The organism is Polaribacter sp. Hel1_33_78 (assembly GCF_900106075.1).
Classification (GTDB): Bacteria; Bacteroidota; Bacteroidia; order Flavobacteriales; family Flavobacteriaceae; genus Polaribacter.
Genome location: NZ_LT629794.1, coordinates 400,819 through 426,136, shown reverse-complemented (window position 1 = coordinate 426,136; position 25,318 = coordinate 400,819). Strand labels below are relative to the sequence as shown.

The following is a 25,318-nucleotide window of genomic DNA, read 5'->3' as shown; positions in this document are numbered from 1 at the left end:
GGTACTTTCATTTAAAAAAACTGAAAGCACTTATGTTAAAATACGACTACAATGCCTCAGACACCAAGGAAATAAGAGTTGCTAAATCCTTAATTCTAATCATTGCTGTTAGTTGCAGTCTTTGTGGAGTGGCATGGAGTATTATTTATTACTGTTTCTTGGGATTTGGGTTAACAACAATGCTTCCTTTAATTTTCGTAATTATCGTTATTCCAGCTATTTTCATTGCGCACTTTCTCTCGAATTATAAGCTATTAGTATACGCACAAATAATCTGTATTTCATTAGTACCAACTTTAATTCAGTGGAGTTTAGGCTCTATTCATAACTCTGGTTTTGTGATCGGTTGGTGTTTTTTAAGCCCTCTTGTTGCATTACTGTTTCTTAAAGAGAAATATGCAAAAATATGGATGCTTGCATTCTTTTTAGTTGTTGGAATTACTATCATTTTTTCACCAACTTTTTCTAACAACGGAATAAAAGTTACAGAAACTGCACGTATACTATTTTATCTTATGAATATCGGAGCACCATTCTTAATCTTTTATTTTGCATCGTTTTATTTTATAAACGAATTAAAACATCAGCGAGAACGTTTGTTTTTACTATCAGTATCTAAGTCAGTTAACGAAGAAATGAAACAGTTTTTTAAAACTGCAAATACACCAATTATTGGTATTGATAATAAAGGGTTGGTTAATGAATGGAATTTAACTTCTGAAAAAATTACTGGGTATACAAAACAAGAAGTATTAGGGAAAAATTTTGTGGAAACCTATATCCCTAAAGAGTATAAAAAAATTGCTAGAAAATTATTAGAAAAAACCTTGAAAGGCATAGAAACAGCCAATTTTGAGGTTCCTTTATTTACTAAAGAGAAAGAACAGGTAATGATTTTATTAAACACAAATGCACGTATAGATACAGATGGAAAAATTGTAGGCGTATTAGTTGTAGGACAAAATATTACAGAATTAGTTGGTTATAGAAATGAATTAGAGCAAAAAGTGAAACGAAGAACCTTAAGATTAAATAAATCTTTAGAAAAACAAAAAGAATTAAACAAATTAAAATCAAGATTTATTTCAACAACATCTCATGAATTTAGAACGCCCTTATCTGCTATTAACTTTGCTGCCGGCTCTATTAAAAAATATTGGAGAAAGATGGAACCAAGTAAAATAAAACAAAAACTGAAGAGAATAGAAGATCAAGTATTACATATGACTAAATTGTTAGATGATATTTTAATTGTTGGACAGACTGAAGCTAGTAAAAATATATACAACCCATTAGAGATTAATCTAGGGGAATTTATGTCTGAAATAGTTGATGAAGTAAGTAATTCTTTAAAAAACTCGCACAAATTAATATTAATTGATCCCGAAGAATTAAAAAACGCAACTATTTTTATTGATGAAAAATTAGGACGAAATATTTTTATAAACCTACTTAGTAATGCCGTAAAATTTTCTCCGAAGGCAGATACCGTTACTATTGAATTTTCTTCTGAAGACAATTATATCATTATTTCAGTTACCGATTTTGGTATTGGAATTCCTAAAGCAGAGCTTTCAGATATATTTAAACCTTTTGTTAGAGGAAAAAGCGTAGATTTAATTCAAGGATCCGGTCTTGGATTATCGATTGTAAAAGATGCCGTAGATCTTATTGATGGAAAAATAATTGTTCAAAGAAATATTGGAAATGGAACTTCCTTTATTGTAAAAATTCCAAAAAAGCCAAACACATATTATGCATAAAATTTTAATAGTTGAAGATACATTATCCATTAGAGAAGAAGTTTTTGATATTCTAACAATGGAGGGATACACCGTTTTTCAGGCTGAAAATGGAGAAATTGGTTTTGAAATGGCTTTAAAAGAAAAGCCAGATCTTATTATTTCTGATATACTCATGCCAGAAATGAACGGTTTTGAAATGTTTAAAAAACTGCATAAAGAGAAGAAAACAAAAAGTATTCCATTAATTTTTCTTTCTGCAAAAGGCGAAAGAAAAGATATTAGAATTGGTATGAATCTTGGAGCCGAAGATTATTTAACAAAACCGGTAAATATTGATGATTTGATGAGTGCCGTCGAAAATAAAATTCAAAAGAAATTGTTTATAGATCAAAATATTATCGATAAAACATTGAAGTTATCAAATATTCTAAAAAACCAAGAAAATGAACTAGACAATTATGCGCATTTAGTTTCACATGAGTTAAAGTCATGTATAAGAAATGTTTCAGACTTATTAACCTGGACTCAAGAAGATGCAAAAGAAACAGATAATTTTAATGGGTCTAATCATCTTCAACTTATGGAAGAAAAGGTAGAAAAAATGGAAAATTTATTGGTACAACTAGAACAATACAAAAACATAGCACATACTTCTTTTAAAAATAAAGACATTAACATTCATACAATAGTGCAACGCGTAATAGATGAAATACCTGAATCACCACATATTACAATTAAAATAAAGAATCAATTACCTACACTATTTGCAGATGAAAATATGTTGCAAAAAGTATTTGAAGTTTTAATACAAAATGCTATCAAACATATTGATCACAAAAATGGTGTTATTGAATTAGGCTGTAAAACAACTAAAAAAGAGTATATTTTTTCAATTAAAGATAATGGTATTAGTATTCATGAAAAATACCATAGAAAAATATTCAAAATGTTTGAAACTATAAAATCTACAACATCTGCAGGAATTGGGTTAAGCATTGTTAAAAAAATTATTTCTTATTACAATGGAGATGTATATTTAGAAAGTATTTCTAATAAAGAAAGAACATTTTATTTAAATCTTCCAAAAACAACTGATGATTTCTAAAATTTTAGTAGTTGAAGACTCAAAAATCATACGCGAAGAAATTTGTGAAATCCTTGAATTCGAGGGTTTTAAAGTAATTTGTGCAGAAAATGGTGCAAAAGGATTAAAAAAAGCAAAAGTAACGTTGCCTAATTTAATTATTTCAGATATTTCTATGCCTAAATTAAATGGGTACCAGTTTTTAAAAGAACTTCAAAAATCTAGCACTACAGAAGCAATTCCTTTTATTTTTCTTTCCGGCAAAACTGAATTGCCAGATTTAAGGAAAGGTATGAATATGGGCGCAGATGATTATTTAATAAAACCTTTAAATATAGAGGAATTAATAAAAGTTGTAAAACGTAAATTAAAAAAGCAACAAGTAATTCAAGACAATATAGATGAGCTCGTAGAGGAAAACGAATACTCTCTAAAAGAAGCCGGTAGAATGGCAAAAATTGGCTATTGGAGATACATTAATCAAACAGATACACTTATTTGGTCAGAAACTATTCATGAAATTTACGGAACTGACCCTGAAAAAGAGGTGCCCGAAATTGATGTAATTTATGCTTTTTTTGATGAAAAATCAAGAAATAAACTTACCGAAGCTGAAATTACTCTTAACACTAGCGAGATTCCTTTTGACCTTGAATTAAAGTTGACCAATTTAAAAAACGAAGAACGTTGGATACGAAACATAGGAGAACCCTTATATAATAGTAAAAATGAAATTATTGGTAGAAGGGGTGTTTCCCAAGATATTACAGAGCAAAAATTAACTAGTAATAAAATTGAAAAAGCCGAAGAGATGTATCGTCTATTGGCTAATAATTCTAACGATTTAATTTGTTTAATCGAACTAGACAACACTTTTAAATACGTTAGTCCTTCTGTAAAAACATTATTAGGATATGAACAAACAGATTTTTTAGGCAAACAAGTATTTGGCATAATCCATAGAGATGATCTTAAAGCGCTAAAAAATGCTATAGAACAAAACATGTGTAGTGGTGCTGTTAATGGTGCTTTTTCATGCAGAGTTCGTCATAAAAAAAATCATTATTTATGGTTTGAATTTTTAACTTCTCCCGTTTATGAAGAGGAAAAAATTAGCTATTTTGTTATCTCTGCTAGAGATATTACGCAAAGAATGTTGGCAAAACAAAAAATTGAAACCTCTTTAGATCTTTTAGAAAAAAAAGAATTCTCTTTAAAAGAGTCAAGTAGAATGGCTAAAATTGGGTATTGGGAATATGATAGTGTAAATGCTTCTATTACATGGTCTCAGTATCTGTATCATATTATAGCAGCAGACCCAAGCAAAAATCCAATATCGAGAAAAGAATTTGTAGCTCTTTTTGATGAAAAATCTCAAGAAAAGTTAGAACAAGCTACCCAAAACCTTACCTCTAACGGTATACCTTATGATCTAGAATTAAAATTAACGAACCTAAGAAAAGAAGAACTTTGGATACGAAATGTAGCGCAACCTGTATATAATAATGAAAATGAAATAATTGGCAGGAGAGGGCTTTTTCAGGATATTACAGACACAAAAGAAGCACAATTTGAATTAGAACTGTCTAAACTAAAAATTCAAAACTCTCTAAATCTTTTAGAAAAAAAAGAATACTCTATGAGTGAGGCTAGTAAAATGGCCAAAATAGGCTATTTAGAAGATGATATTGCTACTGATACTTTTAAATGGTCTGAGCATCTTTACCAAATTTTTGGATTTGACCCAAAAAAACCAGTACCTTCTAGTAAGGAAATTGCTATGCTTTATGATCTTGAATCTCAACAAAAAATGGCAAAAGCTACTTCAAATCTTGACTCCAAAGGAATTCCTTTTGATTTAGAGTTGAAAATGATTAACCTTAGAGAAGAAGAAGTTTGGATCAGAATTGTAGTTCAGCCTGTGTACAATAAGCAAAATAAAATTGTTGGAAGAAGAGGTGTCCTACAAGATATTACAGAACAAAAACTAGTGAGGAATAAAGTTGCAGAAGCAGAAGAGATGTATCGCATACTAACCGATCATTCTAATGACTTAATATGCATGCATGAACCAGACGGTACTTTCAAATACATTAGTCCTTCCATGAAATATATAATAGGGTATGAGCAAGAAGAGCTTCTAAATAAAAAAAATTTTAGTATATTACATCATGATGATTTTGAAAAACTAAAAAATGAATTAAAAGAAGGATTGCAAAATGATACAAATATCGATCCTTTTCAATGCAGAGTTCTTCACAAAAACGGACATTTTATTTGGATAAAATTTTTGTTATCAAGAGTTTATAAGGACAATAAAATTAGCCATTTTGTTTCTTACGCTAGAGATATTACAAAGTGGGTATTAGCAAAAAAAGAGATTCAAGAATATCAAACATCACTTCAGGGATTAACAACTGAAATTACCTTGATCGAAGAAAAACAAAAACAAAATATAGCATCTAACATTCATGATCACTTAAGTCAATCTTTAGTAATTTCAAAAATGAGAATTGATGAATTGAAAAGAAACCCAGAACTAAAAATAATTGATAAAGATTTACTCTTTATTGAAAAAAACATATCTGAAGCTTTAAAAAATAGCCGTAAAATTACGTACGATCTTTCTCCTCCAGTATTGTATCAATTAGGGATTATAGATGCATTAGAATGGCTCTTTGAAGATGTAGAAGTTACGCATAATATTGCATGTACTATTAATAGTAATATAGCTAGTATTAAATTAGATGATGTAAAGTCTATTTTATTGTATCGAAGCATACAAGAAGTGATAAATAACACCATAAAATATGCCAATGCAACTTTGATTACTGTTGATCTTAATAAAACCAATCTTGGGCTTACTATTATTGTAACAGATAATGGTAATGGATTTAACACGAATGTATTAAACAATTATCATAACCACTCAGGATCTGGTTTTGGGTTGTTCACTATTAGAGAACGTCTTCAAAATATAAAAGGAAAATTTACTATATCATCAATAATAAATTCAGGAACAACTGTTACATTTTTTATACCCCTATCTCTATGAATACCATAAAAGAAATTAAAATACTATTAGTAGACGACCATAAATTACTAAGAGATGGTTTAAGAAACATTATTGAACAAAGATCAAACATGCATATAATTGGAGAAGCTTCAGATGGCAGAGAAGCTATAAAAGTAGCTTCTAAATTATTGCCAGATGTTATCGTTATAGACGTAGCAATGCCTGGCATGAATGGTATAGAAGCTGCACAACAAATACATAAAAATCATCCAAATATAAAAATTATAGGTCTTTCTATGCATTCTGGAAAACAATTTATACAAGGCATGTTTAAGGCAGGTGCTTATGGGTACTTATTAAAAGATGGAGATTCAGATGAATTAATTACAGCGATTACCACTGTAGTTCAAAATAAAAAATACCTCTCAAAAGACATCAATCAAGAGTTTCTTTCTTTACTTAAAAAAGGAAAACTTTTAGAAAAAACATATTTGAGTTCTAGAGAAAAAGAAGTTTTACAATTGATTGCAGAAGGTAAATCATCAAAAAAAATAGGAGAAATATTGTTTTTAAGTTCAAAGACTATTGATGTTCATAGAAATAATATTATGAAAAAAGTAGATTTATTTACCATATCTGAATTAACAAAATATGCGATTCAGAATGGTTTAACTACCTTAGAAATTTAATAGTTAATATTTCCTATTTTGTTTAATAGAAAATAATACATAAGGTATTTTACCTCTATTAAAATTACATACATTTCTTTTAAATCAATAAACTTTTTTTGAAATAAGAATAACTTTCAAATAATTTATTTAAACAACTTAAAGGGTATTAATTTTTTTGGGAATTCGGTTAAAAAAAAAGCCAAACATGCGCGGGGTTGTTTAGCTTTTTCAACTAATTTTTTGGAGGGATATAATGATGGGATATACGGGGGAAATATACATTATACAAAAAACAACAATACTTTTATTTTAGGTCATTAAAAATTTTTTTATATATAGAACCTAACTCAACAAAGATATTTTATAATGCCATCTTATTCAATAGGTGATTTCCTTAATTTATAATCTAAAAATAAATCCCATTTCGTTTATCAATAAAAATTTAGACGCATAAATTAATTGTTTTCTATGTGATTAGCATTGAAAAATTAATTAAATATTTTAAAGGCGCTATATGATTTTTAAAGCTACTAGCAAGAGATTTAAACAAACAAGCTAATATCTAAAGAAAAAAATAAGAATATATCTTAAGACTTTATAGAGGTTATTAGTATTAATAAATAAATTAGATTTTTTTTAAAATATTGCTGTTTGAATCATTTGAGATGTAAGTTTCAACAAAGATATTAACGTTTTTAAAGCTCCTCTAAATAAACTTAATGACAAAAATAAGAAAGGAAATAGACAAGTGAAAAAAGTCATAACAGTTAACGCTTCTGAAAAAGATTTTATAGTAGCTAATCTGGATAACATTGTTATTAAATCATGACCAGAAAAGTATAATCCAATCGAAGTAACTGCAAGTAATACTATTTTTTTTAATATATTTTTTGACATATTATGGGGGGGTAATAAGTTAATATTATTAAAGTAATACTCATTTATTTTTAGACTTTGAATAAATTTTTTGTCTAAGCATATTTAATAAATACTACTCAACAAATATATTTAGTGATACCCTGTGTATCAATAGGTAATATTCTTAATTACGAATACTAAGACCCAAGTACAATCAAATACCAAAATAATTAAGATAAATTATAGTATTTGCGTTTAATAACTATTTAAAACCAACTAAAAAGGAGTTTATTTTTTTGTTTTTATAAACTTATCTATCTTGAAAAAACGACTAAATTCCTTTAACTTCCTTTATAAAACATTAAAAAAAAACACCTATAAGAGACTACGTGAAATATAATTTGAAAAATGAAAAACACTACCAAAAAACAGGAACAATTAGGTCATCCCATAGAACGGATTCAGTATGCAAATGAACTTTTTGATGCAAGTGAAATTTGAGATAAGGAAATAAATAATAGTATTTTAACTAAAACCATTAGAATCCACTAACCCTGAAATTGAATTACTAAAAAATTTGTCTGAAGGAATTTCATATTAAACACGTTACCCAATTCCTAAAAGGTTTGAAAACATAACGAATGAAAAAAAAGGCTAGTTTTGGGTTGCTAACAAAAATACTCGCGAATATTCTATTTGGCTTTTATTTGCTAAATTAGGGACTTAAAACACTTAGCTTTCAATACATCAAAGTTATACAAACTACTCTAAAACCTCAATAAAATCTTCAAAAGCCACATAATAAGGTTGGTTTTTAAAAACAGGATTTTCTACACTTTCTGCATTTGCAATTCCAACTCCTGCAAACCAAACTTTAGCATTTTGTTTTTTCGCATGGTTTATAAAAGTTTCCATCCAAACAACATCATAATCATTTGGATTCTGTAAATTTTTTGATGCCTTTACCAATACAAAAATAGTCGGTTCTCCTTTTTTGAACAAGACATACTGTGGATGTCTTTTTAATTGACTATTTATAGCCTGAAATTCATACCCCATTTTCTGCAACTTTTTCCCAACAATGTTCATTGCCAAATTATGCAATTCTTGAGCCGTTAAAATCTGCATTACTTTTTCTTATTATGTTTGTTGTAGTTTTTATCTCCCCTAGTTTTTGGCTTCTTATATTTCTTCGCAATCTCCCTTCTATAAGACCCTCCTCGATTAACTTGACTATTTTTTTCGCTCTTTTCATGAAAAGCTGGCCCAGGAACATATTCTAGTGAAGTTCTATTTTTAGAAATCCCTTGATCTTCTCTTGGACGTTCATCTTCCGTTAACATTGTAGCAATTTCTACTTCCTCAGGAAGTTCTAGAACCGGAATTTCATAATTCATCAATGCTTCGATACCCTTTTTAGCTTCTTGCTCTTTTTCGGTTGAAAATAACATTGTTTTTCCAGCTTTCTCAGCACGTCCAGTTCTACCAATTCTGTGCATATAATTTTCAGGGAAATCTGGCGTGTCAAAATTGATAACATGAGAAACTTCATCAAAGTCTAAACCACGCGCCATAACATCTGTAGCTAACAAAATTCGATTCTTTCCTTCATCGAATTGTCGTATCGAACGAATTCTGTAATTCTGAGTTTTATTCGAATGTATTACGCACATTTCGTCATTAAAAACTTCTTCTAAATGTTTAAATAACAAATCTGCAGTTCTTTTAAAACCAACAAAAATTAAAACTTTATTGAACGTTTCTTGGTCCCTTAAAAGGTGGTTTAACAAATTTACTTTCGTAAAAAAGTTAGGAATATTATAAGAAACTTGTTCAATATTGTCCAATGGAGTTCCGCTAACTGCCACCGAAATTTTTTCCGGATTTTTAAAAAAATCATAAATTAATTTATCAACATCTTCAGTCATGGTTGCGGAAAACAAAACATTTTGTCTTCTTTCTGGAATGACATCAAAAATATTCATCAACTGAAATCGGAATCCTAAATCTAACATTACATCTACCTCATCTATTACCAATTTCTGAATAGACTTCATCTTTAAAGAATTGCTTAAAACCAAATCATACAAACGCCCTGGAGTTGCTACAATAATATCCTGACCCTGCAGAATAGCTTGTCTTTGGGTGTTGATATTTGTACCACCATAAACACCTAAAACACGTGTATTGATATATTTTGATAATTGCTCAATCTGTTCAACAACCTGTAAAACCAATTCACGAGTTGGCACCAAAACTAAAATACGAGGATGTTGTTGTTTAGAAAATTTTAAATCTCTAAGAATTGGTAACATATAGGCAAACGTTTTCCCTGTTCCAGTTTGTGCTATTCCAACTACATCTTTACCCGATCTAACTACAGAAAATGCTTGCTCTTGAATTGGAGTTGGATTCTCAAAACCCAAATCATCAATTGCGTATTGCAGCTGATTTGATAAATCTAATTCTTTAAAAGTCATGTCTTTTAATTTTTGGCAAAGGTACATTTTATAAAACGAGAAGCAATAACAGTTTACAGAAGGAATATTTAGTAATTTTGTGTTTGAAATTTTTACATCAAATGATTACAGATACACATACACACCTTTATTCCGAGCAGTTTAATGAAGATAGAGAAGCCATGATTCAAAGAGCAAAAGATGCTGGGGTTTCACGATTTTTTATACCTGCTATTGATTCTTCTTGCACAAAAAGCATGTTAGACCTGGAAAAGGAAAACCCAAATGATGTATTTTTAATGATGGGTTTACATCCAACTTCTGTCAAAGAAAATTATTTAGAAGAATTAGCACATGTTAAAAACTGGATTGATAAAAGAAATTTTTACGCAATCGGTGAAATTGGTATTGACTTATTTTGGGATAAGAGTTTTTTAGCACAACAACAAGAGACTTTTAAAACTCAAATTCGCTGGGCCAAAGAAAAAAAATTACCAATTGTTATTCATTGCAGAAATGCTTTTGATGAAATTTTTGAAATATTAGAAACTGAAAAAAGTGATGATTTGAGAGGCGTTTTTCATTGTTTTACGGGTACTTTAGAACAAGCAAAACAAGCTATTTCTTACAATATGAAATTAGGAATTGGTGGTGTTGCAACTTTTAAAAATGGTAAGATTGATACTTTTTTAAATGAAATAGGTTTACAGCACATTGTTTTAGAAACAGATGCTCCCTACCTAGCCCCTGTGCCTTACAGAGGAAAAAGAAATGAAAGTTCATATATTACGAATGTTATTGATAAATTAGTAGATATTTATGGCGTTTCGTTTGAAGAAATCGCAAAAATTACCACTCAAAACTCGAAAGATATTTTTAGCATATAATGTACTCAACCGAAACTACATATTACAAAACACCCATAGGAACTGCCAAAATTGTTGGAGATAAAAACGGAATACAAGCTGTTTCTATCTTGGATGATGATCTAGAAACATCCTCAAAAACTCCATATTGCCTGCAAGATTGTGTAGTGCAATTAGAAGAATACTTTCAGGGAAAAAGGGAAAGCTTTAACCTAACTGTAAATCCAAAAGGAACACCATTTCAAATAAAAGTATGGAAAAAATTACTTAAAATTCCATATGGTAAAACAAGAACTTATTTAGAACAAAGCAAGGCTTTAGGCGATGTAAAAGCAATAAGAGCTGTTGCTTCAGCGAATGGAAAAAACCCACTTTGGATTATTATTCCTTGTCACAGAGTAATTGGTTCTGACGGCTCTTTAACGGGCTATGCAGGCGGAATATGGCGTAAAAAATGGTTATTGGCTCATGAAAACCCTGTAAAACAGCAATCTCTCTTCTAGTATTATAATAAAGTATATTAAAAAAACAATTTTAGCGTTCTTTACATATCGTACATATGCATAAAAATACCCTTTTTTTAATATTGCTTTTCGTTGGATATTCAATCCAATCTCAAATAATATCTAAAGATTTTAGGTCAAAAATTATTGAAGTAAAAAAAGATACTATTCAATTAGATTCTGTTGCTATTAATTCACAAGAATTTAAAATTTTTGATATTTCAAAAAAACGTATTTCTTCAACCGAATTTAAAGTAGACTTTAGCAAAGCAGTGCTAATAATCGATTCTAATAAATATAAAAATATTACCATTGAATATTTTAGATTTCCCGATTTTATAACCAAAATATATACTCCTTTTAATGAAAATCTCATTATAAACAACAACACAAACAATGGCGTTTTATACAGTTTAACCACCAACAAAAAAGCATCGGATGTCAAACTTTTTGAAGGGTTGCAAACACGCGGTTTTATTAGCAGAGGAATTACCACTGGAAACAATCAAAATGCAGTTACCAATTCTGCTTTGGATTTAGAAATTTCAGGAAAATTATCTAAAGATGTTACATTAAGAGCTAATATTTTTGATACCAATATTCCGATTCAAGAAAATGGATACTCTCAAAATATAACAGATTTTGATAGAATATTCATTGAAATGTTTAGTGATAATTGGCGTGTAAAAGCAGGCGATATTTCATTAAAAAACAACAAAAGCTACTTTTTAACTTTTACAAAACAAGTTGCTGGTTTAGAGGCAGCAGCAACTATAAATGACAATTTAAAAGTCGCTGCCTCTGGGGCTGTTGTTAGAGGTAAATTTAATACGTTTAATTTTACAGCCTCCGAAGGAAATCAAGGACCTTACAAAATTTATGGTGCTAATAATGAAGCCGCTATTTTAATGATTGAAGGCAGTGAGAGTGTTTACGTGAATGGAGTTCAAATTAACCGTGGAGAAAATGCAGATTATACCATTAACTATAATTTAAGTGAAATTTCATTTAATACGACTTTCCCGATTACAAATGATATGAGAATCTGGATTGAGTTTCAATATTCAGATAGAAATTACACACGATTTATATCGTATAACGAAGTATCTTATGACAGTGAAAAAATGAATATTGCTGCTTATTTCTATTCTGAAAACGATGCAAAAAACCAACCTCTACAACAAATTTTATCTACTGAACAAAAACAAATCCTTGCAAATGCAGGCAATAATTCTGCTGCCATGATTGCAGAAAGTGCTTTTTTAGATACATTTAATGAGAACAAAATACTCTATAAAAAAGTTACAAATGGAGCGGTAGAAACTTTTGAGTATTCTACCTCTAAAACAGATGAATTGTACAATGTAACATTTACAAATCGTGGTGCAAATAATGGCGATTATATTTTAGATAGAACCATTGCTATTGGAAATATATTTGTCTTTGTAGGCATTAATCAAGGAGATTATCAGCCCGTTATAAATTTAATTCCGCCTACAAAAAGTCAAATTTTTGTAGTTCAATCTGATTATAATCCTACCAAAAAAACAGAGATTAATTCAGAAATTGCTATTAGTAATAATGATGCAAATTTGTTTTCAAATTTAGATGATAATCAAAATAAAGCAGTAGCCGCAAAAGTTAGCTGGCAACAAATTTTAATTGATAAAAAATGGCAATTAAAAAGTAATATTAATCATGAGTTTGTGCAACAAAACTTTCAATCAGAGCAAGGTTGGGAACCTGTAGAGTTTAACCGAGATTGGAATTTATTAACCAATAACGCTACGAAAAACTTTTTTCAATCCGAATTAAGTTTACAAAATAAAACAGATGATTTTGTTTTGTACCGATTCAACAGCTTAAATTATACTGATATATTTAAAGGAATAAAACACGAACTTCAATCTAAATTGAATATTAAAAATACTTCATTTTTTATGAATGGAAGTTTGCTTGAAAACACATCAATCTTAGAAAATAATTCTTTTTTTAGGGCGAAAGTAAAAGCAGAACATAGTCTTAAAAAAGTTTGGCTTGGAGCCTTCATTAACTTTGAAACGAATAACCGAAAAGATATAAATACTAAACAATTCGTCAATACAAGTCATCGTTTTAAAGAATACGAAGGCTATGTTGGTATTGGAGATTCTACAAAAATATTTGCAAAAATCGGATTTAATTACAGAAATAATGACAGCATAAAATTAAATCAATTTACTGAAATTAATAACCGAAAAACACTTTATATTCAAAGTAAACTAGTAAAAAATAAAAACACGAATTTAAATGTGTTTGCCAATTACAGAATCACAACAAATAATTTTTATGAGGATGAAAAAGCACTAAATTCTAGAATTGTTTTCAATCAGAAAATATTTAACAATTTCATTAATTTAAGCACTATCTACGAAACTTCTTCCGGCAACGTTGCGCGACAAGATTATATTTATGTAAAAACAGAACCGGGCTTTGGGTTTTATACTTGGATTGATTACAATAATGATGGCGTTAAAGATTTTAACGAATTTGAAATTGCACAATTTAAAGACCAAGCAAACTATTTAAGAGTGCCAAAACCAAACTTAAGTTATCTTTCTACACAAAGAGCGAAGTGGCAGCAAAACCTGACTTTAAACCCAAGAAATTGGTCTTCTAAAACTGGTTATAAAAAACTAATTTCTCACTTTTACAATCAGAGTTTTTTATCTGTTGAAAACGAACAGGAAAGAACAGGAAATTCGTTTCAATTAAATCCTTTTGACCTTAATAAAAGCTCTTTAATTGGCTTAAATTTAAACTTTAGAAACAGTTTCTATTTCAATAAAGATTTACAAAAAAACAGCATCACTTTTACGTATGGAGATTCTAAAATTAAACAACAATATTTTATTGGAAATCAGGAAAATAAAATCAAAATTCATCAAATAGATTATGCTCATAAATTCAGAACTTTTTGGCTGATTGATTTAATGGGAAAAACATCCAACAATACCTTAGAAACAGACAATTTTATCAGTAGAAATTATAAAATTAATGCTGCAGAAGTTGAACCAAAAATTAGTTTTTTATATAATGATAACAATCGTTTTTCTGTTTTCTATCATTACAAAAACAAGAAAAATAGGTTAGAGAGTTTTGAAACTTTACAGCAACAAAAAATAGGTGTTGACTATTATTATATCAGCAAAACTAAAAATCAGATTTCTGCAAATATAAATATGTTTATAAATGATTTTACTGGAGATACGAATACACCTGTTGCCTATCAAATGTTAGAAGGTTTGCAGGCAGGGAAAAATTTCACTTGGAGCTTGCTGTTTAACAAAAAGTTGAATTCTTATTTAAACCTAAACCTAAATTACTTAGGCAGAAAAAGCGAGAACTCAAAAACTATTCATACAGGGAATGTGCAATTAAAAGCTATTTTTTAATATTCTTGGTACACTTTTTAGTTATTTTTGTTGCATTAAAGAAGACTCCAATGAAAAAAATTACTTTCCTTATTCTATTATTTGTGTCGACAATATCTCTTTCTCAAGAGAATAAAGACAGATTTCCGCAAGACAATAATAAACACCATGAATTAAAGTTGAATGCATTTAGCTTAATTGCACTCTCCTCTTTTAATGTTAGTTATGAATACTTAATTAATAATGATTCTTCTTTTGGGGTAGACTTATTTTTAACTGTTAACATGAATGAAAATTCAGAGTTTCCTAAAAAATTTTCTTTAACACCTTATTATAGATGGTTTTTTTCTGAAAAGTTTGCCGCTAGAGGTTTTTTTGTGGAAGCTTTCGGTATGTTAAATACCAGAAAGAATCGAGATAATGATGGTTACTATGATTCAAACGGAACTTACGTTTACAACTCAAACAATACGAATGTAACTGATTTCGCTCTTGGTATTTCTGTTGGCGGCAAATTTATTACCAGAAAAAACTTTGTTGCAGAAGTGTATTTAGGAATTGGAAGAAACCTTCTTAATGAGAAAACTAACATTTTTGAAACAAATATTATTTCAAGGGGTGGAATCTCTTTAGGATATCGGTTTTAATCTATTTAAATTACACTAATAAAAAATAAAAATCCATGAAAAAATTAGTTTTACTTTTTACATTATTTACAGGTTCTTTAAGTTACGCTCAGCAAGAAATTAAATTAGACATTGCTGATGCGTTAGTAATTAGAAGCTTAGAGTTCTCTTATGAAAGTTATTTAACCGATGAATCTTCTTTTGGAATTTCTGCGCTATTTAATTTAGCAAAACAATCTACAAATTTTAGATACAATGAAAATATGATGATTACTCCTTTTTATCGTCATTATTTTACAACAGATAAACAATGGAATTTTTTTGGTGAAGGTTTTTTGGGTATCAATTCAGGAAAAAAGGAAACTGTTGAAGATTCTGGAAATTATGATGAAAAATATACAGATGGCGCTTTAGGTGTTGCCGTAGGCACAAAATATGTTGCAAGTGGTGGTTTAGTAATTGATTTATATGGTGGAGTCGGACGGAATTTATTTGGTTCTAATTCTCCTGTTTTAGTTCCTAGAGTTGGCTTCAATATTGGTTGGCGGTTTTAAAACTTAAAGCTTTTAACTTTTTAAAATACTTAAGAATGTCTTTCTATCAATTTCTCTAGCCCCTAAACTGGCTAAATGAGCATTATAAACTTGGCAATCTATAAGTTCGTAGTTATTACTTTTAACCAAATGAATAAAGGCTAATTTTGAGGCATTAGAGACTTTACTAAACATACTTTCTCCACAAAAAATATTATGAGCCTCTACTCCATATAAACCACCTACTAATTCATTATTCAACCAAATCTCTATAGATTTCGCTATTCCTCTTTTGTATAAATTAATGTACGCTTGTTCCATATCATCCGTAATCCAAGTTCCAAAACCATCACCCCTATCAATGTTTTTACAATTATAAATCACTTCCTTAAAAGCTTTGTTTTCCGTAATTACAAACTTATTTTTATGGATGATTTTTTGCATCGATTTTGACACTTTTATTTCATTGGGAAACAAAACCATTCTTTCATGAGGACAATACCAAACAATGGGATCTCCCTCTGAAAACCAAGGAAAAATGCCATTTTTGTATGCGTAAATTAATCTTTCTTCAGACAAATCGCCACCTAAAGCTATAATACCATCTTTAGTTGTAAATTTATAATCAGGAAAAACGATTATATCTGTGAGCCACATCATTATTAACTAATTCATTTTAGCGAATTTAGTCAATTCTTAAAAAAAATGTTAATATTAATTAAACTGAAATTTATAAAGATTTTGTCACTATTTTTGTAAGCCGTTTTAATTTTATTAAAACCCGAAAAATGCCAAAGCTAAAAAGAAAAAAAACTAAAAAAGAAACAGCCAAGTTAGTGCATCACTATTATGCAAGAACTGGCTTTTATCTATTTGTTTGGAAAAATTTAAAGAAAGCAATCCTACCAATTACTGGTGTTATTTTAGCTATTTTTCTATTTAATAAATATCTATATAATATCAATGATGGTTTGCATCATTTTACAGAAACCTTTTCAAGATTTGCTATTTTAATCACTTTCTTTATTTCTGAAACCTTTTTAGGATTAATTCCTCCTGAAATTTTTATTGCCTGGTCTAAAAAAACAAATGAACCAATATTAAATTTAGCAATTTTAGCAACACTGTCTTACTGTGGTGGTTTGATATCTTATTTTCTAGGAAAAACAACTTTAAAAATAAAATCTTTAAAAGAGTATTTAGAAGTTAAAATGCGGGAAAATTTAAAAAACACGCGTAAATGGGGAGGTATTTTAATTTTAGTTGGAGCTTTATTGCCGTTGCCATTTTCTATTGCTTGCATCGCTGCAGGTATGATTAAATACCCTTTTAAAAATGTTGTATTTTTTGGATTATTTAGATTTGTAAGATTTGCAATTTATGCATGGGCAATTTTTAAAGTAGTAAATTAATTCACTTACCTTTGCATTATGGGATTATCGAATAACGACATTTTAAAAAAATTACGTGTAGCTCATAAACTGCGCGATACAGATATTGTAGAAATTTGCGCTTTAGTAGATTTTAAAGTAAGTAAAGGAGAACTAGGTGCTTTATTTAGAAATGAAGAACATCCAAAGTATGTAGAGTGTGGAGATCAAATTTTACGTAATTTTTTAAATGGATTGGTAATTCATCTGCGAGGGCCAATGCCTAAAAAAGAAGAAAAGAAAAAATAGGTTATCGGATTTGTTAATTATTTTAATCCAGATACAAAAAAAGAGTGCTAATTAAAATTAGCACTCTTTTTTTGTATCTCTAAAGATTTAAATTTCTAATAGTTTTAGAAAGGTAAATCATCTGGCTCTTCGTTAGAAACATTAGATGCAGGTTGAAACTGATCTACTGGAGGCAAATTACTTGGTGCAGCTTGAGATAAACTCTCTATTCTCCATCCTTGAATAGAGTTGAAATATTTAGCTTCTCCTTGCGGATTAATCCACTCTCTACCTCTTAAGTTAATAGATACCTTTACATCTTGCCCAACTTTATAGTTGTTTAACAAATCACATTTGTCCTGTACAAACTCAATCATTATCATTTGAGGATATTGATCATCCGTTGTAACTACTAATTCTCTCTTTTGAAATCCGTTAGCACCAAAAGTCTGAACGTCTCCAATGATTTTTACTTTACCAATAACTTCCATAATTTCTATTTTAATAAAAGTACTTTCCAAGCACTTTCCACATCGTTTTTACTTAAATACTCTTGAGCAAATGTATGTTTTTTTACCATTTCCAACCCAATAAATTGGGAATGTTCTTTTCCAAAGTTATTAACAGTATCTTCTGCTGGGAGTTGCTCTACATTACCTAACATCCCTAAATTATTCCCTGTTAAAATTGGACTGTTTCTAATTTCTAATGGAATTGCGTCTACTCCAATTCCTAAAGTAGCAATTGGTTTCGGAATTTCGAAAAAACCATCTCTTGCTCTTGTATAATAACTACCTCCTGCTCTCGCTACCAAATCAATTTTATGTTGATCAATGCTTCCATCATCTGCTAAAACATCTTCTGAAATATGAATTTTTACAACTTCACACACTATTAAATTACCTGCACCTCCTTCGTTACCAGTAAAAATAACATCTTTTACCTTGCACTCAAATTGCACAGGAGATTCTGCTACTCTAAAAGGCTTAATTTCGTCAGAAGGCAACATAGTAAATCCTGCTTTTTCAAACTCATTTACACCTTCTGGATATTCTGTACTGCTTAAAGACATTTGCTGCACAATATCATAATTTACGACATTTATAACAACTTCTTTTGTGGCTAAAGAATTTTCTAAAGTATGTTTTGTTGTATTATCTCTAACTCTTCTTGCTGGTGAAAATATTAAAACAGGTGGATTAGAACCGAACACATTAAAAAAACTAAAAGGTGATAAATTAGGATTCCCATCAGCATCAATAGTACTTGCAAACGCAATTGGCCTTGGTGCAATTGCGCCTAATAAATAACCATGTAATTTGCCAGTAGAAATTTCTTTTGGGTTGATAGATAACATTTTCAAAAATTTAATTACGTAAAGATACTATCAAATCTTGAAATGAGTTATATACAAGAAACCTTTATATTTGTTTTAATGAAAATTTTATCAAACACTTTCTTGTTTAAACGAATCACCATTCTTGTATCATTTGTAATAGTAACTTTAATTCTTTGGAATACCTTTACTATTTTTCAAAAATTTAAATACGAGGAAAGAATAAGGATGGAAATTCTTGGGGAAGCTCAAAAGGAATTATCGAATGCAAATTTAAACTCAAACATTGCATTACCAGATAAAATTATTACCACAAACAAGAGTATTCCTCTAATTCTTGTGGATGATAAAGGTGAAATAATTTATGCCAATAACTTAGATTCCATTAAATCTTTAAACCCAAAGTATTTGCAAAAACAGCTGGCTATAATGAAAGTACAAAACCAGCCAATAGAAATAATTTATAATGGAAAAAACAAACAATTTATCTATTACAAAAATTCTGATTTACTAAATAAATTAACCTACTACCCTTTAGCTTTAATTTTAATTTTAATCTTGTTTTTAGGCGTAATTTATTTGTTTTTCAGTTCAAATAAAGCTGCTGAAACCAATAAACTTTGGACAGGTATGGCTAAAGAAACGGCGCATCAAATTGGCACGCCTTTATCTTCTCTTTTAGGATGGATTGCTATTTTAAAAATGGAAAAAGTTGATGAAACTTATATTCATGAAATTGAAAAAGATGTTCATCGGTTAAACACCATTGCAAATCGGTTTTCTAAGATTGGTTCAACACCAGAATTGAAAAAAGAAAATATTGTAGAAATTACAAAACAAGCTTTTGATTATTTGGAATCTAGAAGTTCTAAACAAATTGCATTTTCTTTTTATAGTTCTGATAATAATATTTATACAAAAGTAAATGAAGAACTATTTGGTTGGGTCATTGAAAACTTAATTAAAAACGCCATTGATGCAATGTTAAGAAAAGGAGAATTAATTTTAACGATTGAAAATACTCCTAAAAAAGTAAAAATTACAGTTTCTGACACCGGAAAAGGCATCCCTAAAAAACTATTTAAACAAATATTCAAGCCAGGTTTTACAACAAAAAAACGAGGTTGGGGGTTAGGATTATCACTCTCAAAAAGAATTGTAGAAGATTATCATAATGGAAAGATATTCGTAAAAAAATCTGAACTTGGAAAAGGAACTTCTTTTCAAATTTTGTTAGATAAAATCTAATTACTCAAATTTACCTGAAATACTTTCAGCTAAAGAAACGAATTCATCACTCGTCAACTTTACCTTTTCTGTAAATTGCATATCCACCATAGCATTTATTGGTATTAAATGCACATGCACATGCGGCACTTCTAAACCGATAACACTCATTCCAACTCTTTTACAAGGCACTGCTTCTTCAAGGGCTTTCGCAACTCTGTAAGAAAAATTCATTAAGTCGTTGTATTCCTCTTTTGATAAATCAAAAATTTTATTTTCTTCTATTTTAGGAACGACCAAAGTATGTCCCTTTGCATTCGGATTGATGTCTAAAAAAGCTATAAAATTTTCATCTTCAGCAAGTTTGTAACTTGGTATTTCTCCTGTGATTATTTTTGTGAATATGCTCATTTTTTAGTGTTTAGTTCTTAATCCGTTTAAATATAAGAATTCGAATTTTAGCATCGCTAAAACCCGAATTTATGATAAAGTCCGATAAATGTTAGTGTCAAAAAAAATATTACCTCGTGATCTCTAAAATCTCAAATTTCATGATTCCGTTTGGAACTTTAATTTCTGCAACATCCCCTACTTCCTTTCCCAATAAACCTTTCCCTATTGGTGAGTTTACAGATAATTTTCCGTTTCTAACATCTGTTTCAGAATCTGCAACTAAGGTATACGAAAACTCCATTCCATTAGTCATATTTTTAATTTTCACTATTGAATGGATCAATATTTTGGAAGTATCTAGCTGAGATTCATCAATAATTCTAGCATTTGAAACTACATTTTTTAACTTTGCAATCTTAAATTCTAAATGAGATTGCTCTTCTTTAGCTGCATGATATTCTGCATTCTCACTCAAATCTCCTTTATCTCTTGCGTCTGCAATTTCTTGGGTTACTCTTGGACGTTCAAACTGCTCTAACTGCAGCAGTTCATCCTTCAATTTCTTTAATCCTTCTTCTGAATAATAAGATATGTCACTCATAGTATTTTAAATTTAAAAATCCCATTACCTAAACAGGTATGAGATTGGCCTACAAATGTACAAAATATTTGTAACTTGTCATCGTTTTAGTTTGAAACTCAAATGCCAAATGTTTAAAAAAATATTATTTTTATTGAGCTGTTATTTGTTTGTAAATTGTTCTGATACAACCAATTTAGCAAATTGCATACGCATATTACCAATATCAAGTGTAGTTTCTGATTTAAACAATCCAGAGATGATAAACGCACAAACTCCTGGAGGGGTTGCAGAACTTTCTGGAGGCAGAAAAGGCATTCTATTATTTAATAAAAATGGAACTGATTTTGTAGCTTTCGATAAACTTTGCCCAAATAACGACTGTACATCTGCCATGACTTTTAAAAACAGGCTTTTACACTGTAGTTGTGATGAGAGCGAGTATAGTGTAGATTTTGGTGGCGCACCGCAAACGGAAGGTTTTGAATGTCCAGCAATTGAATATAGGGTTACCAAAATCGGAACTACAATTCGAATCAGCAATTTTTAGTAGTTTACTATCAAATAGATGTTTATTTTTGCTCAAACACAACACTATTAAACGTGAAAAATTATTTTTCTTCTACTTTTAGATTAGGCATTTTAGGGGGTGGGCAATTAGGAAGAATGCTTCTTGCCGAAACACAAAAATTTGATATTTACACTTCAATTTTAGATGCTAATAAAAACGCACCATGTGCAGAAATTTGCAACCATTTTGAGGTTGGAAATTTACTGGATTTTAATGCTGTATATAACTTTGGTAAAACGGTCGATCTTCTTACAATAGAAATTGAAAATGTAAATATTGATGCTTTAGACAAATTACAAGAAGAAGGGTTAACCATTTATCCAAAACCAAAAGATTTAAGAATTATTCAAAGTAAGGCGAGGCAAAAACATTTTTATTTTGATCATCAAATACCTACGGCACCATTTTCTCATTTTGCTTTTTTAGAGGAATTAGTGCATTGTTTAGAAAATGATATCATCAAATTCCCTTTTGTCTGGAAAGCTGCACGTTTTGGGTACGACGGAAATGGCGTTAAAATTGTGAGAAATTTTGCTGATTTAGAATCGTTACCTAGCGTTGAGTGTATTACAGAACAATTGATTCCGTTTAAAAATGAATTAGCGGTCATTGTTGCAAGAAATGCTGATGGTGAAACAAAAACATATCCTGTTGTTGAAATGGAATTTCATCCAGAAGCTAACCAAGTAGAATATGTGATTTGTCCAGCAAGAATTGAAGAATCTGTCGTGAAAAAAGCACAAGAAGTTGCTTTAAATGTTGTGAACAAACTAGATTTTGTTGGCTTGTTAGCCGTAGAAATGTTTCAAACAGAAACAAATGAAATTTTGGTCAATGAAGTGGCTCCAAGACCACACAATTCTGGGCATTATTCAATTGAAGCAAGCTACACCAATCAATTTGAACAACATTTAAGATCTATATTAAATCTTCCTTTAGGAAATACCGACAGTAAAGTTGCCGGAATTATGGTAAATTTAGTTGGTGAAGAAGGCTTTTCTGGTAATGTAATTTATCAGAATATAGAAGAAATTTTAAAAATTAATGGCGTAACACCGCATATTTACGGTAAAAAAGAAACACGTCCTTTTCGGAAAATGGGACATGTAACAATTGTAAATTCTGATGTTGATAAAGCTAGAGAAATAGCACAAAAAGTAAAAGAAACGATTAGAGTGATAAGCAAATAATTATGGTAGGAATAATAATGGGAAGTGATTCTGATCTTCCAATCATGCAAGAAGCAATAGATATTTTAGAGAGTTTTGATATACAAATAGAAGTAGATATTGTGTCTGCCCACAGAACTCCAGAAAAATTATTTGAGTATTCTAAACATGCTCATCTAAGAGGCGTTAAAGTAATTATTGCGGGTGCAGGAGGCGCAGCTCATTTACCTGGAATGGTAGCAAGTATGAGCCCCTTGCCTGTAATTGGCGTTCCTGTAAAAAGCAGAAATTCTATTGATGGTTGGGATTCTATTTTATCAATTTTACAAATGCCTGGAGGTGTACCTGTAGCGACCGTAGCTTTGGATGGTGCTAAAAATGCAGGGATTTTAGCTGCACAAATTATTGGCGCTTCAGATACATGTGTTTTAGATAAAATTATTACTTATAAAGAAGGGTTAAAATTAAAAGTTGAACAAGCTTCTAAGCGCGTTAAAAAATAGTTTTACACACAACAAGTATTATTTTAAACCTACAAATTTTAAAATCAATTCATTGAAAATATGAATCCACTTTTACAAGACTTTACTACCGCTCCTTTTTCAAAGATTTCTAATAGCCATTTTCAACCGGCTATTAAAAAAGCAATAGAAATTGCAAAAGCAGAAATTGATGAAATTATAAATAATTCTGAAAAACCAAGTTTTGAAAATACAACAGTTACTTTAGATTTTACAGGTGAAAAATTAAATAGAATTACCAGTATTTTTTTTAACCTAAACTCTGCAGAAACAAATGATGAAATTCAGAAAATTGCACAAGAAGTATCTCCTCGGTTAACAGCGTTTGGAAATGACATTACTTTAAATGAAGATTTATTTAAAAGAGTAAAAGCTGTTTTTGATCAAAAAGAAACTTTAGATTTAACTGCAGAACAAACAATGCTTCTAGATAAGCAATATAAAAGTTTTGCAAGAAATGGTGCTAATTTAAATGAGTTTGACAAAAATAAACTTCGTAAAATTGATGCACAACTTTCTACTTTTTCTCTAAAATTTGGAGAAAATGTATTGGCAGAAACCAATACTTTTGAAATGCATTTAACAAACGAAAAAGATCTATCTGGCCTGCCCGAAAGCGCAAAAGAAGCAGCGAAAGAAATGGCTAAATCTAAAGAAAAAGAAGGTTGGATTTTTACACTAGACTACCCAAGCTATATTCCTTTTTTAACCTATGCAGACAATAGAGAATTACGCAAAAAAATGGCAATCGCTGCAGGTAAAAAAGCTTTTCAAAAAAATGAATTTAATAATGAAGCAATAGTTTTAGAAATTGTAAACCTTCGTTATCAAAGAGCAAATTTACTGGGCTATAAAACACATGCTCATTTTGTTTTGGAAGAAAGAATGGCCGAAACACCAGAAAAAGTAATTGAGTTTTCGAACAACTTACTAGAAAAAGCGAAACCTGCAGCCCTAAAAGAGTTTAAAAATTTAGAAAATTACGCTAAAAAATTAGACGGAATTGACCAACTCCAAAAATGGGATGGCGCTTATTATTCAGAAAAATTAAAGAAAGAGTTGTTTGATTTAGATCAAGAGTTATTAAAACCTTATTTTAAATTAGAAAATGTAATTGGTGGTGTTTTCACAATTGCAAGTAAGTTGTATGACCTAAAATTTGAAGAAGTTTTTAATATAGACACCTATCATAAAGATGTAAAAACGTATAATGTAACGGATACAAATGGAAACTTTGTTGCTGTCTTTTATGCAGATTTTCATCCAAGAAAAGGGAAAAGAAACGGTGCATGGATGACATCCTATAAATCACAACAAATTAAAAACGGAATCAACGAACGCCCACAAATTTCTATTGTTTGTAATTTCACAAAACCAACGGAAACAAAACCCTCTTTGTTAACTTTTAACGAAGTCACAACCTTGTTTCATGAGTTTGGTCATGCATTGCATGGTATGTTAGCAAACACAACATACAATAGCTTATCTGGAACATCTGTCTCTTGGGATTTTGTAGAATTACCAAGTCAAATTTTAGAAAATTGGTGTTTTGAAAAAGAAGCTTTAGCATTATTTGCAAAACATTTCGAGACCGGTGAAGTTATCCCTATGAAATATGTAGCAAAAATAAAAGAATCTGCAAGCTTTCATGAAGGAATGCAAACTTTACGTCAATTAAGTTTTGGACTTTTAGACATGCAGTGGCATGGTCAAAATCCATCAGAAATAACATCAGTAAAAGAGTTTGAAAATGAAGCTTTTGCAGACACAAAATTATATCCGGATATTATAGAAAATTGTATGAGTACAGCGTTTTCTCATATTTTTCAAGGAGGTTATTCTGCCGGATATTATTCTTATAAATGGGCAGAAGTTTTAGATGCAGATGCTTTTGAATATTTTTTAGAAAAAGGAATTTTCCACAAAGAAGTGGCAACAAAATTTAAAGAAAATATATTATCAAAAGGCGGAACAGAAAAACCTATGGACCTTTACAAACGCTTTAGAGGTAAAGAACCGAAACCTGATGCCTTGCTAAAACGAGCAGGATTGGTTTAAAATGCTATACATAGTTTTAATCTAAAAAATA

23 protein-coding genes are annotated in these 25,318 nt (G+C 29.8%); 16 read left to right on the top strand and 7 right to left on the bottom strand.

Going from position 1 to position 25,318, the window contains the following annotated elements; all coding sequences use genetic code 11:
- Positions 1 to 32: 32 nt before the first annotated feature.
- The 4 genes from BLT88_RS01965 to BLT88_RS01950 are packed head-to-tail and all read left to right on the top strand — an operon-like array spanning position 33 to position 6,534.
- Positions 33 to 1,763 carry an ATP-binding protein gene (locus tag BLT88_RS01965; RefSeq protein WP_231960049.1) on the top strand — a complete coding sequence of 577 codons (1,731 nt, stop codon included), beginning with the start codon at positions 33 to 35 and terminating at the stop codon, positions 1,761 to 1,763.
- Entirely contained in the window at positions 1,756 to 2,850 is a 1,095-nt protein-coding gene (locus BLT88_RS01960; protein WP_091952668.1) for a response regulator, read from the top strand. Before BLT88_RS01965 ends, BLT88_RS01960 begins: the two co-directional genes overlap by 8 nt.
- Entirely contained in the window at positions 2,840 to 5,884 is a 3,045-nt protein-coding gene (locus BLT88_RS01955) for a PAS domain S-box protein (RefSeq protein ID WP_091952666.1), read from the top strand. The genes BLT88_RS01960 and BLT88_RS01955 overlap by 11 nt, the downstream gene beginning before the upstream one ends.
- Positions 5,881 to 6,534 (top strand): response regulator transcription factor, encoded by a 654-nt coding sequence (locus tag BLT88_RS01950; protein ID WP_036788585.1) that lies wholly within the window; start codon positions 5,881 to 5,883, stop codon positions 6,532 to 6,534. The genes BLT88_RS01955 and BLT88_RS01950 overlap by 4 nt, the downstream gene beginning before the upstream one ends.
- Positions 6,535 to 8,136: 1,602 nt before the next feature.
- On the opposite strand, the gene BLT88_RS01940 is transcribed toward BLT88_RS01950, so the two are convergent.
- Complete coding sequence (locus tag BLT88_RS01940) at positions 8,137 to 8,502, bottom strand: Na(+)-translocating NADH-quinone reductase subunit F (protein ID WP_091952663.1); 366 nt, start codon at positions 8,500 to 8,502, stop codon at positions 8,137 to 8,139.
- On the bottom strand, positions 8,502 to 9,854 hold the full coding sequence (locus BLT88_RS01935; RefSeq protein ID WP_091952661.1) for a DEAD/DEAH box helicase: 1,353 nt from the start codon (positions 9,852 to 9,854) through the stop codon (positions 8,502 to 8,504). Before BLT88_RS01935 ends, BLT88_RS01940 begins: the two co-directional genes overlap by 1 nt.
- Before the next feature lie 101 nt (positions 9,855 to 9,955).
- Between BLT88_RS01935 and BLT88_RS01930 the strand changes: the two genes are divergently transcribed.
- Genes BLT88_RS01930 through BLT88_RS01910 form a run of 5 tightly spaced genes read left to right on the top strand, consistent with a single transcriptional unit; the run spans position 9,956 to position 15,795 of the window.
- Positions 9,956 to 10,720, top strand: coding sequence for a TatD family hydrolase (locus BLT88_RS01930; RefSeq protein WP_091952659.1), 765 nt, complete (start codon positions 9,956 to 9,958; stop codon positions 10,718 to 10,720).
- A complete protein-coding gene (locus tag BLT88_RS01925) occupies positions 10,720 to 11,202 on the top strand; it encodes a methylated-DNA--[protein]-cysteine S-methyltransferase (RefSeq protein ID WP_091952658.1) in 483 nt (160 codons plus the stop codon). The genes BLT88_RS01930 and BLT88_RS01925 overlap by 1 nt, the downstream gene beginning before the upstream one ends.
- Before the next feature lie 56 nt (positions 11,203 to 11,258).
- Positions 11,259 to 14,636: a hypothetical protein gene (locus BLT88_RS01920; RefSeq protein WP_091952656.1), complete on the top strand. Its 3,378-nt coding sequence runs from the start codon at positions 11,259 to 11,261 to the stop codon at positions 14,634 to 14,636.
- Positions 14,637 to 14,686: 50 nt separating this feature from the next.
- Positions 14,687 to 15,262: a DUF3575 domain-containing protein gene (locus tag BLT88_RS01915; RefSeq protein ID WP_091952655.1), complete on the top strand. Its 576-nt coding sequence runs from the start codon at positions 14,687 to 14,689 to the stop codon at positions 15,260 to 15,262.
- Positions 15,263 to 15,297: 35 nt separating this feature from the next.
- Positions 15,298 to 15,795 carry a DUF3575 domain-containing protein gene (locus tag BLT88_RS01910; RefSeq protein ID WP_091952653.1) on the top strand — a complete coding sequence of 166 codons (498 nt, stop codon included), beginning with the start codon at positions 15,298 to 15,300 and terminating at the stop codon, positions 15,793 to 15,795.
- Positions 15,796 to 15,807: 12 nt separating this feature from the next.
- On the opposite strand, the gene aat is transcribed toward BLT88_RS01910, so the two are convergent.
- Positions 15,808 to 16,434, bottom strand: a complete 627-nt coding sequence (gene aat, locus BLT88_RS01905; RefSeq protein ID WP_036788549.1) for a leucyl/phenylalanyl-tRNA--protein transferase — start codon at positions 16,432 to 16,434, stop codon at positions 15,808 to 15,810.
- A gap of 128 nt (positions 16,435 to 16,562) precedes the next feature.
- Here aat and BLT88_RS01900 point away from each other — a divergent pair, with 128 nt between their 5' ends.
- The gene (locus BLT88_RS01900; protein WP_091952651.1) at positions 16,563 to 17,186 is read left to right on the top strand and encodes a YqaA family protein; all 624 of its coding nucleotides are present in this window, start codon (positions 16,563 to 16,565) and stop codon (positions 17,184 to 17,186) included.
- A gap of 18 nt (positions 17,187 to 17,204) precedes the next feature.
- Positions 17,205 to 17,453, top strand: a complete 249-nt coding sequence (locus tag BLT88_RS01895) for a DUF1456 family protein (RefSeq protein WP_036788542.1) — start codon at positions 17,205 to 17,207, stop codon at positions 17,451 to 17,453.
- Between the two features lie 104 nt (positions 17,454 to 17,557).
- Here the strand turns inward: BLT88_RS01895 and BLT88_RS01890 are convergent, their stop codons facing one another.
- Complete coding sequence (locus BLT88_RS01890) at positions 17,558 to 17,923, bottom strand: DUF3127 domain-containing protein (RefSeq protein WP_036788709.1); 366 nt, start codon at positions 17,921 to 17,923, stop codon at positions 17,558 to 17,560.
- 5 nt (positions 17,924 to 17,928) lie between these two features.
- Complete coding sequence (locus tag BLT88_RS01885; RefSeq protein WP_091952649.1) at positions 17,929 to 18,789, bottom strand: flavin reductase family protein; 861 nt, start codon at positions 18,787 to 18,789, stop codon at positions 17,929 to 17,931.
- Positions 18,790 to 18,867: 78 nt separating this feature from the next.
- On the opposite strand from BLT88_RS01885, the gene BLT88_RS01880 reads away from it, so the two are divergent.
- On the top strand, positions 18,868 to 20,016 hold the full coding sequence (locus BLT88_RS01880; protein ID WP_091952647.1) for a HAMP domain-containing sensor histidine kinase: 1,149 nt from the start codon (positions 18,868 to 18,870) through the stop codon (positions 20,014 to 20,016).
- Here the strand turns inward: BLT88_RS01880 and BLT88_RS01875 are convergent, their stop codons facing one another.
- Both BLT88_RS01875 and greA read right to left on the bottom strand, forming a co-directional pair.
- Positions 20,017 to 20,406, bottom strand: a complete 390-nt coding sequence (locus tag BLT88_RS01875; protein WP_091952646.1) for an HIT family protein — start codon at positions 20,404 to 20,406, stop codon at positions 20,017 to 20,019.
- Between the two features lie 109 nt (positions 20,407 to 20,515).
- On the bottom strand, positions 20,516 to 20,989 hold the full coding sequence (gene greA, locus BLT88_RS01870) for a transcription elongation factor GreA (protein ID WP_036788530.1): 474 nt from the start codon (positions 20,987 to 20,989) through the stop codon (positions 20,516 to 20,518).
- Between the two features lie 109 nt (positions 20,990 to 21,098).
- Here greA and BLT88_RS01865 point away from each other — a divergent pair, with 109 nt between their 5' ends.
- From BLT88_RS01865 to BLT88_RS01850, 4 genes are read left to right on the top strand one after another with little or no spacing between them, the layout of a single operon-like run.
- Positions 21,099 to 21,518: a hypothetical protein gene (locus tag BLT88_RS01865; RefSeq protein WP_091952644.1), complete on the top strand. Its 420-nt coding sequence runs from the start codon at positions 21,099 to 21,101 to the stop codon at positions 21,516 to 21,518.
- Positions 21,519 to 21,571: 53 nt separating this feature from the next.
- Positions 21,572 to 22,729 carry a 5-(carboxyamino)imidazole ribonucleotide synthase gene (locus tag BLT88_RS01860; RefSeq protein ID WP_091952642.1) on the top strand — a complete coding sequence of 386 codons (1,158 nt, stop codon included), beginning with the start codon at positions 21,572 to 21,574 and terminating at the stop codon, positions 22,727 to 22,729.
- Between the two features lie 2 nt (positions 22,730 to 22,731).
- Positions 22,732 to 23,211 (top strand): 5-(carboxyamino)imidazole ribonucleotide mutase, encoded by a 480-nt coding sequence (gene purE, locus BLT88_RS01855; RefSeq protein WP_091952640.1) that lies wholly within the window; start codon positions 22,732 to 22,734, stop codon positions 23,209 to 23,211.
- 60 nt (positions 23,212 to 23,271) lie between these two features.
- Positions 23,272 to 25,287, top strand: a complete 2,016-nt coding sequence (locus BLT88_RS01850; RefSeq protein WP_091952637.1) for a M3 family metallopeptidase — start codon at positions 23,272 to 23,274, stop codon at positions 25,285 to 25,287.
- Positions 25,288 to 25,318 lie beyond the last annotated feature (31 nt).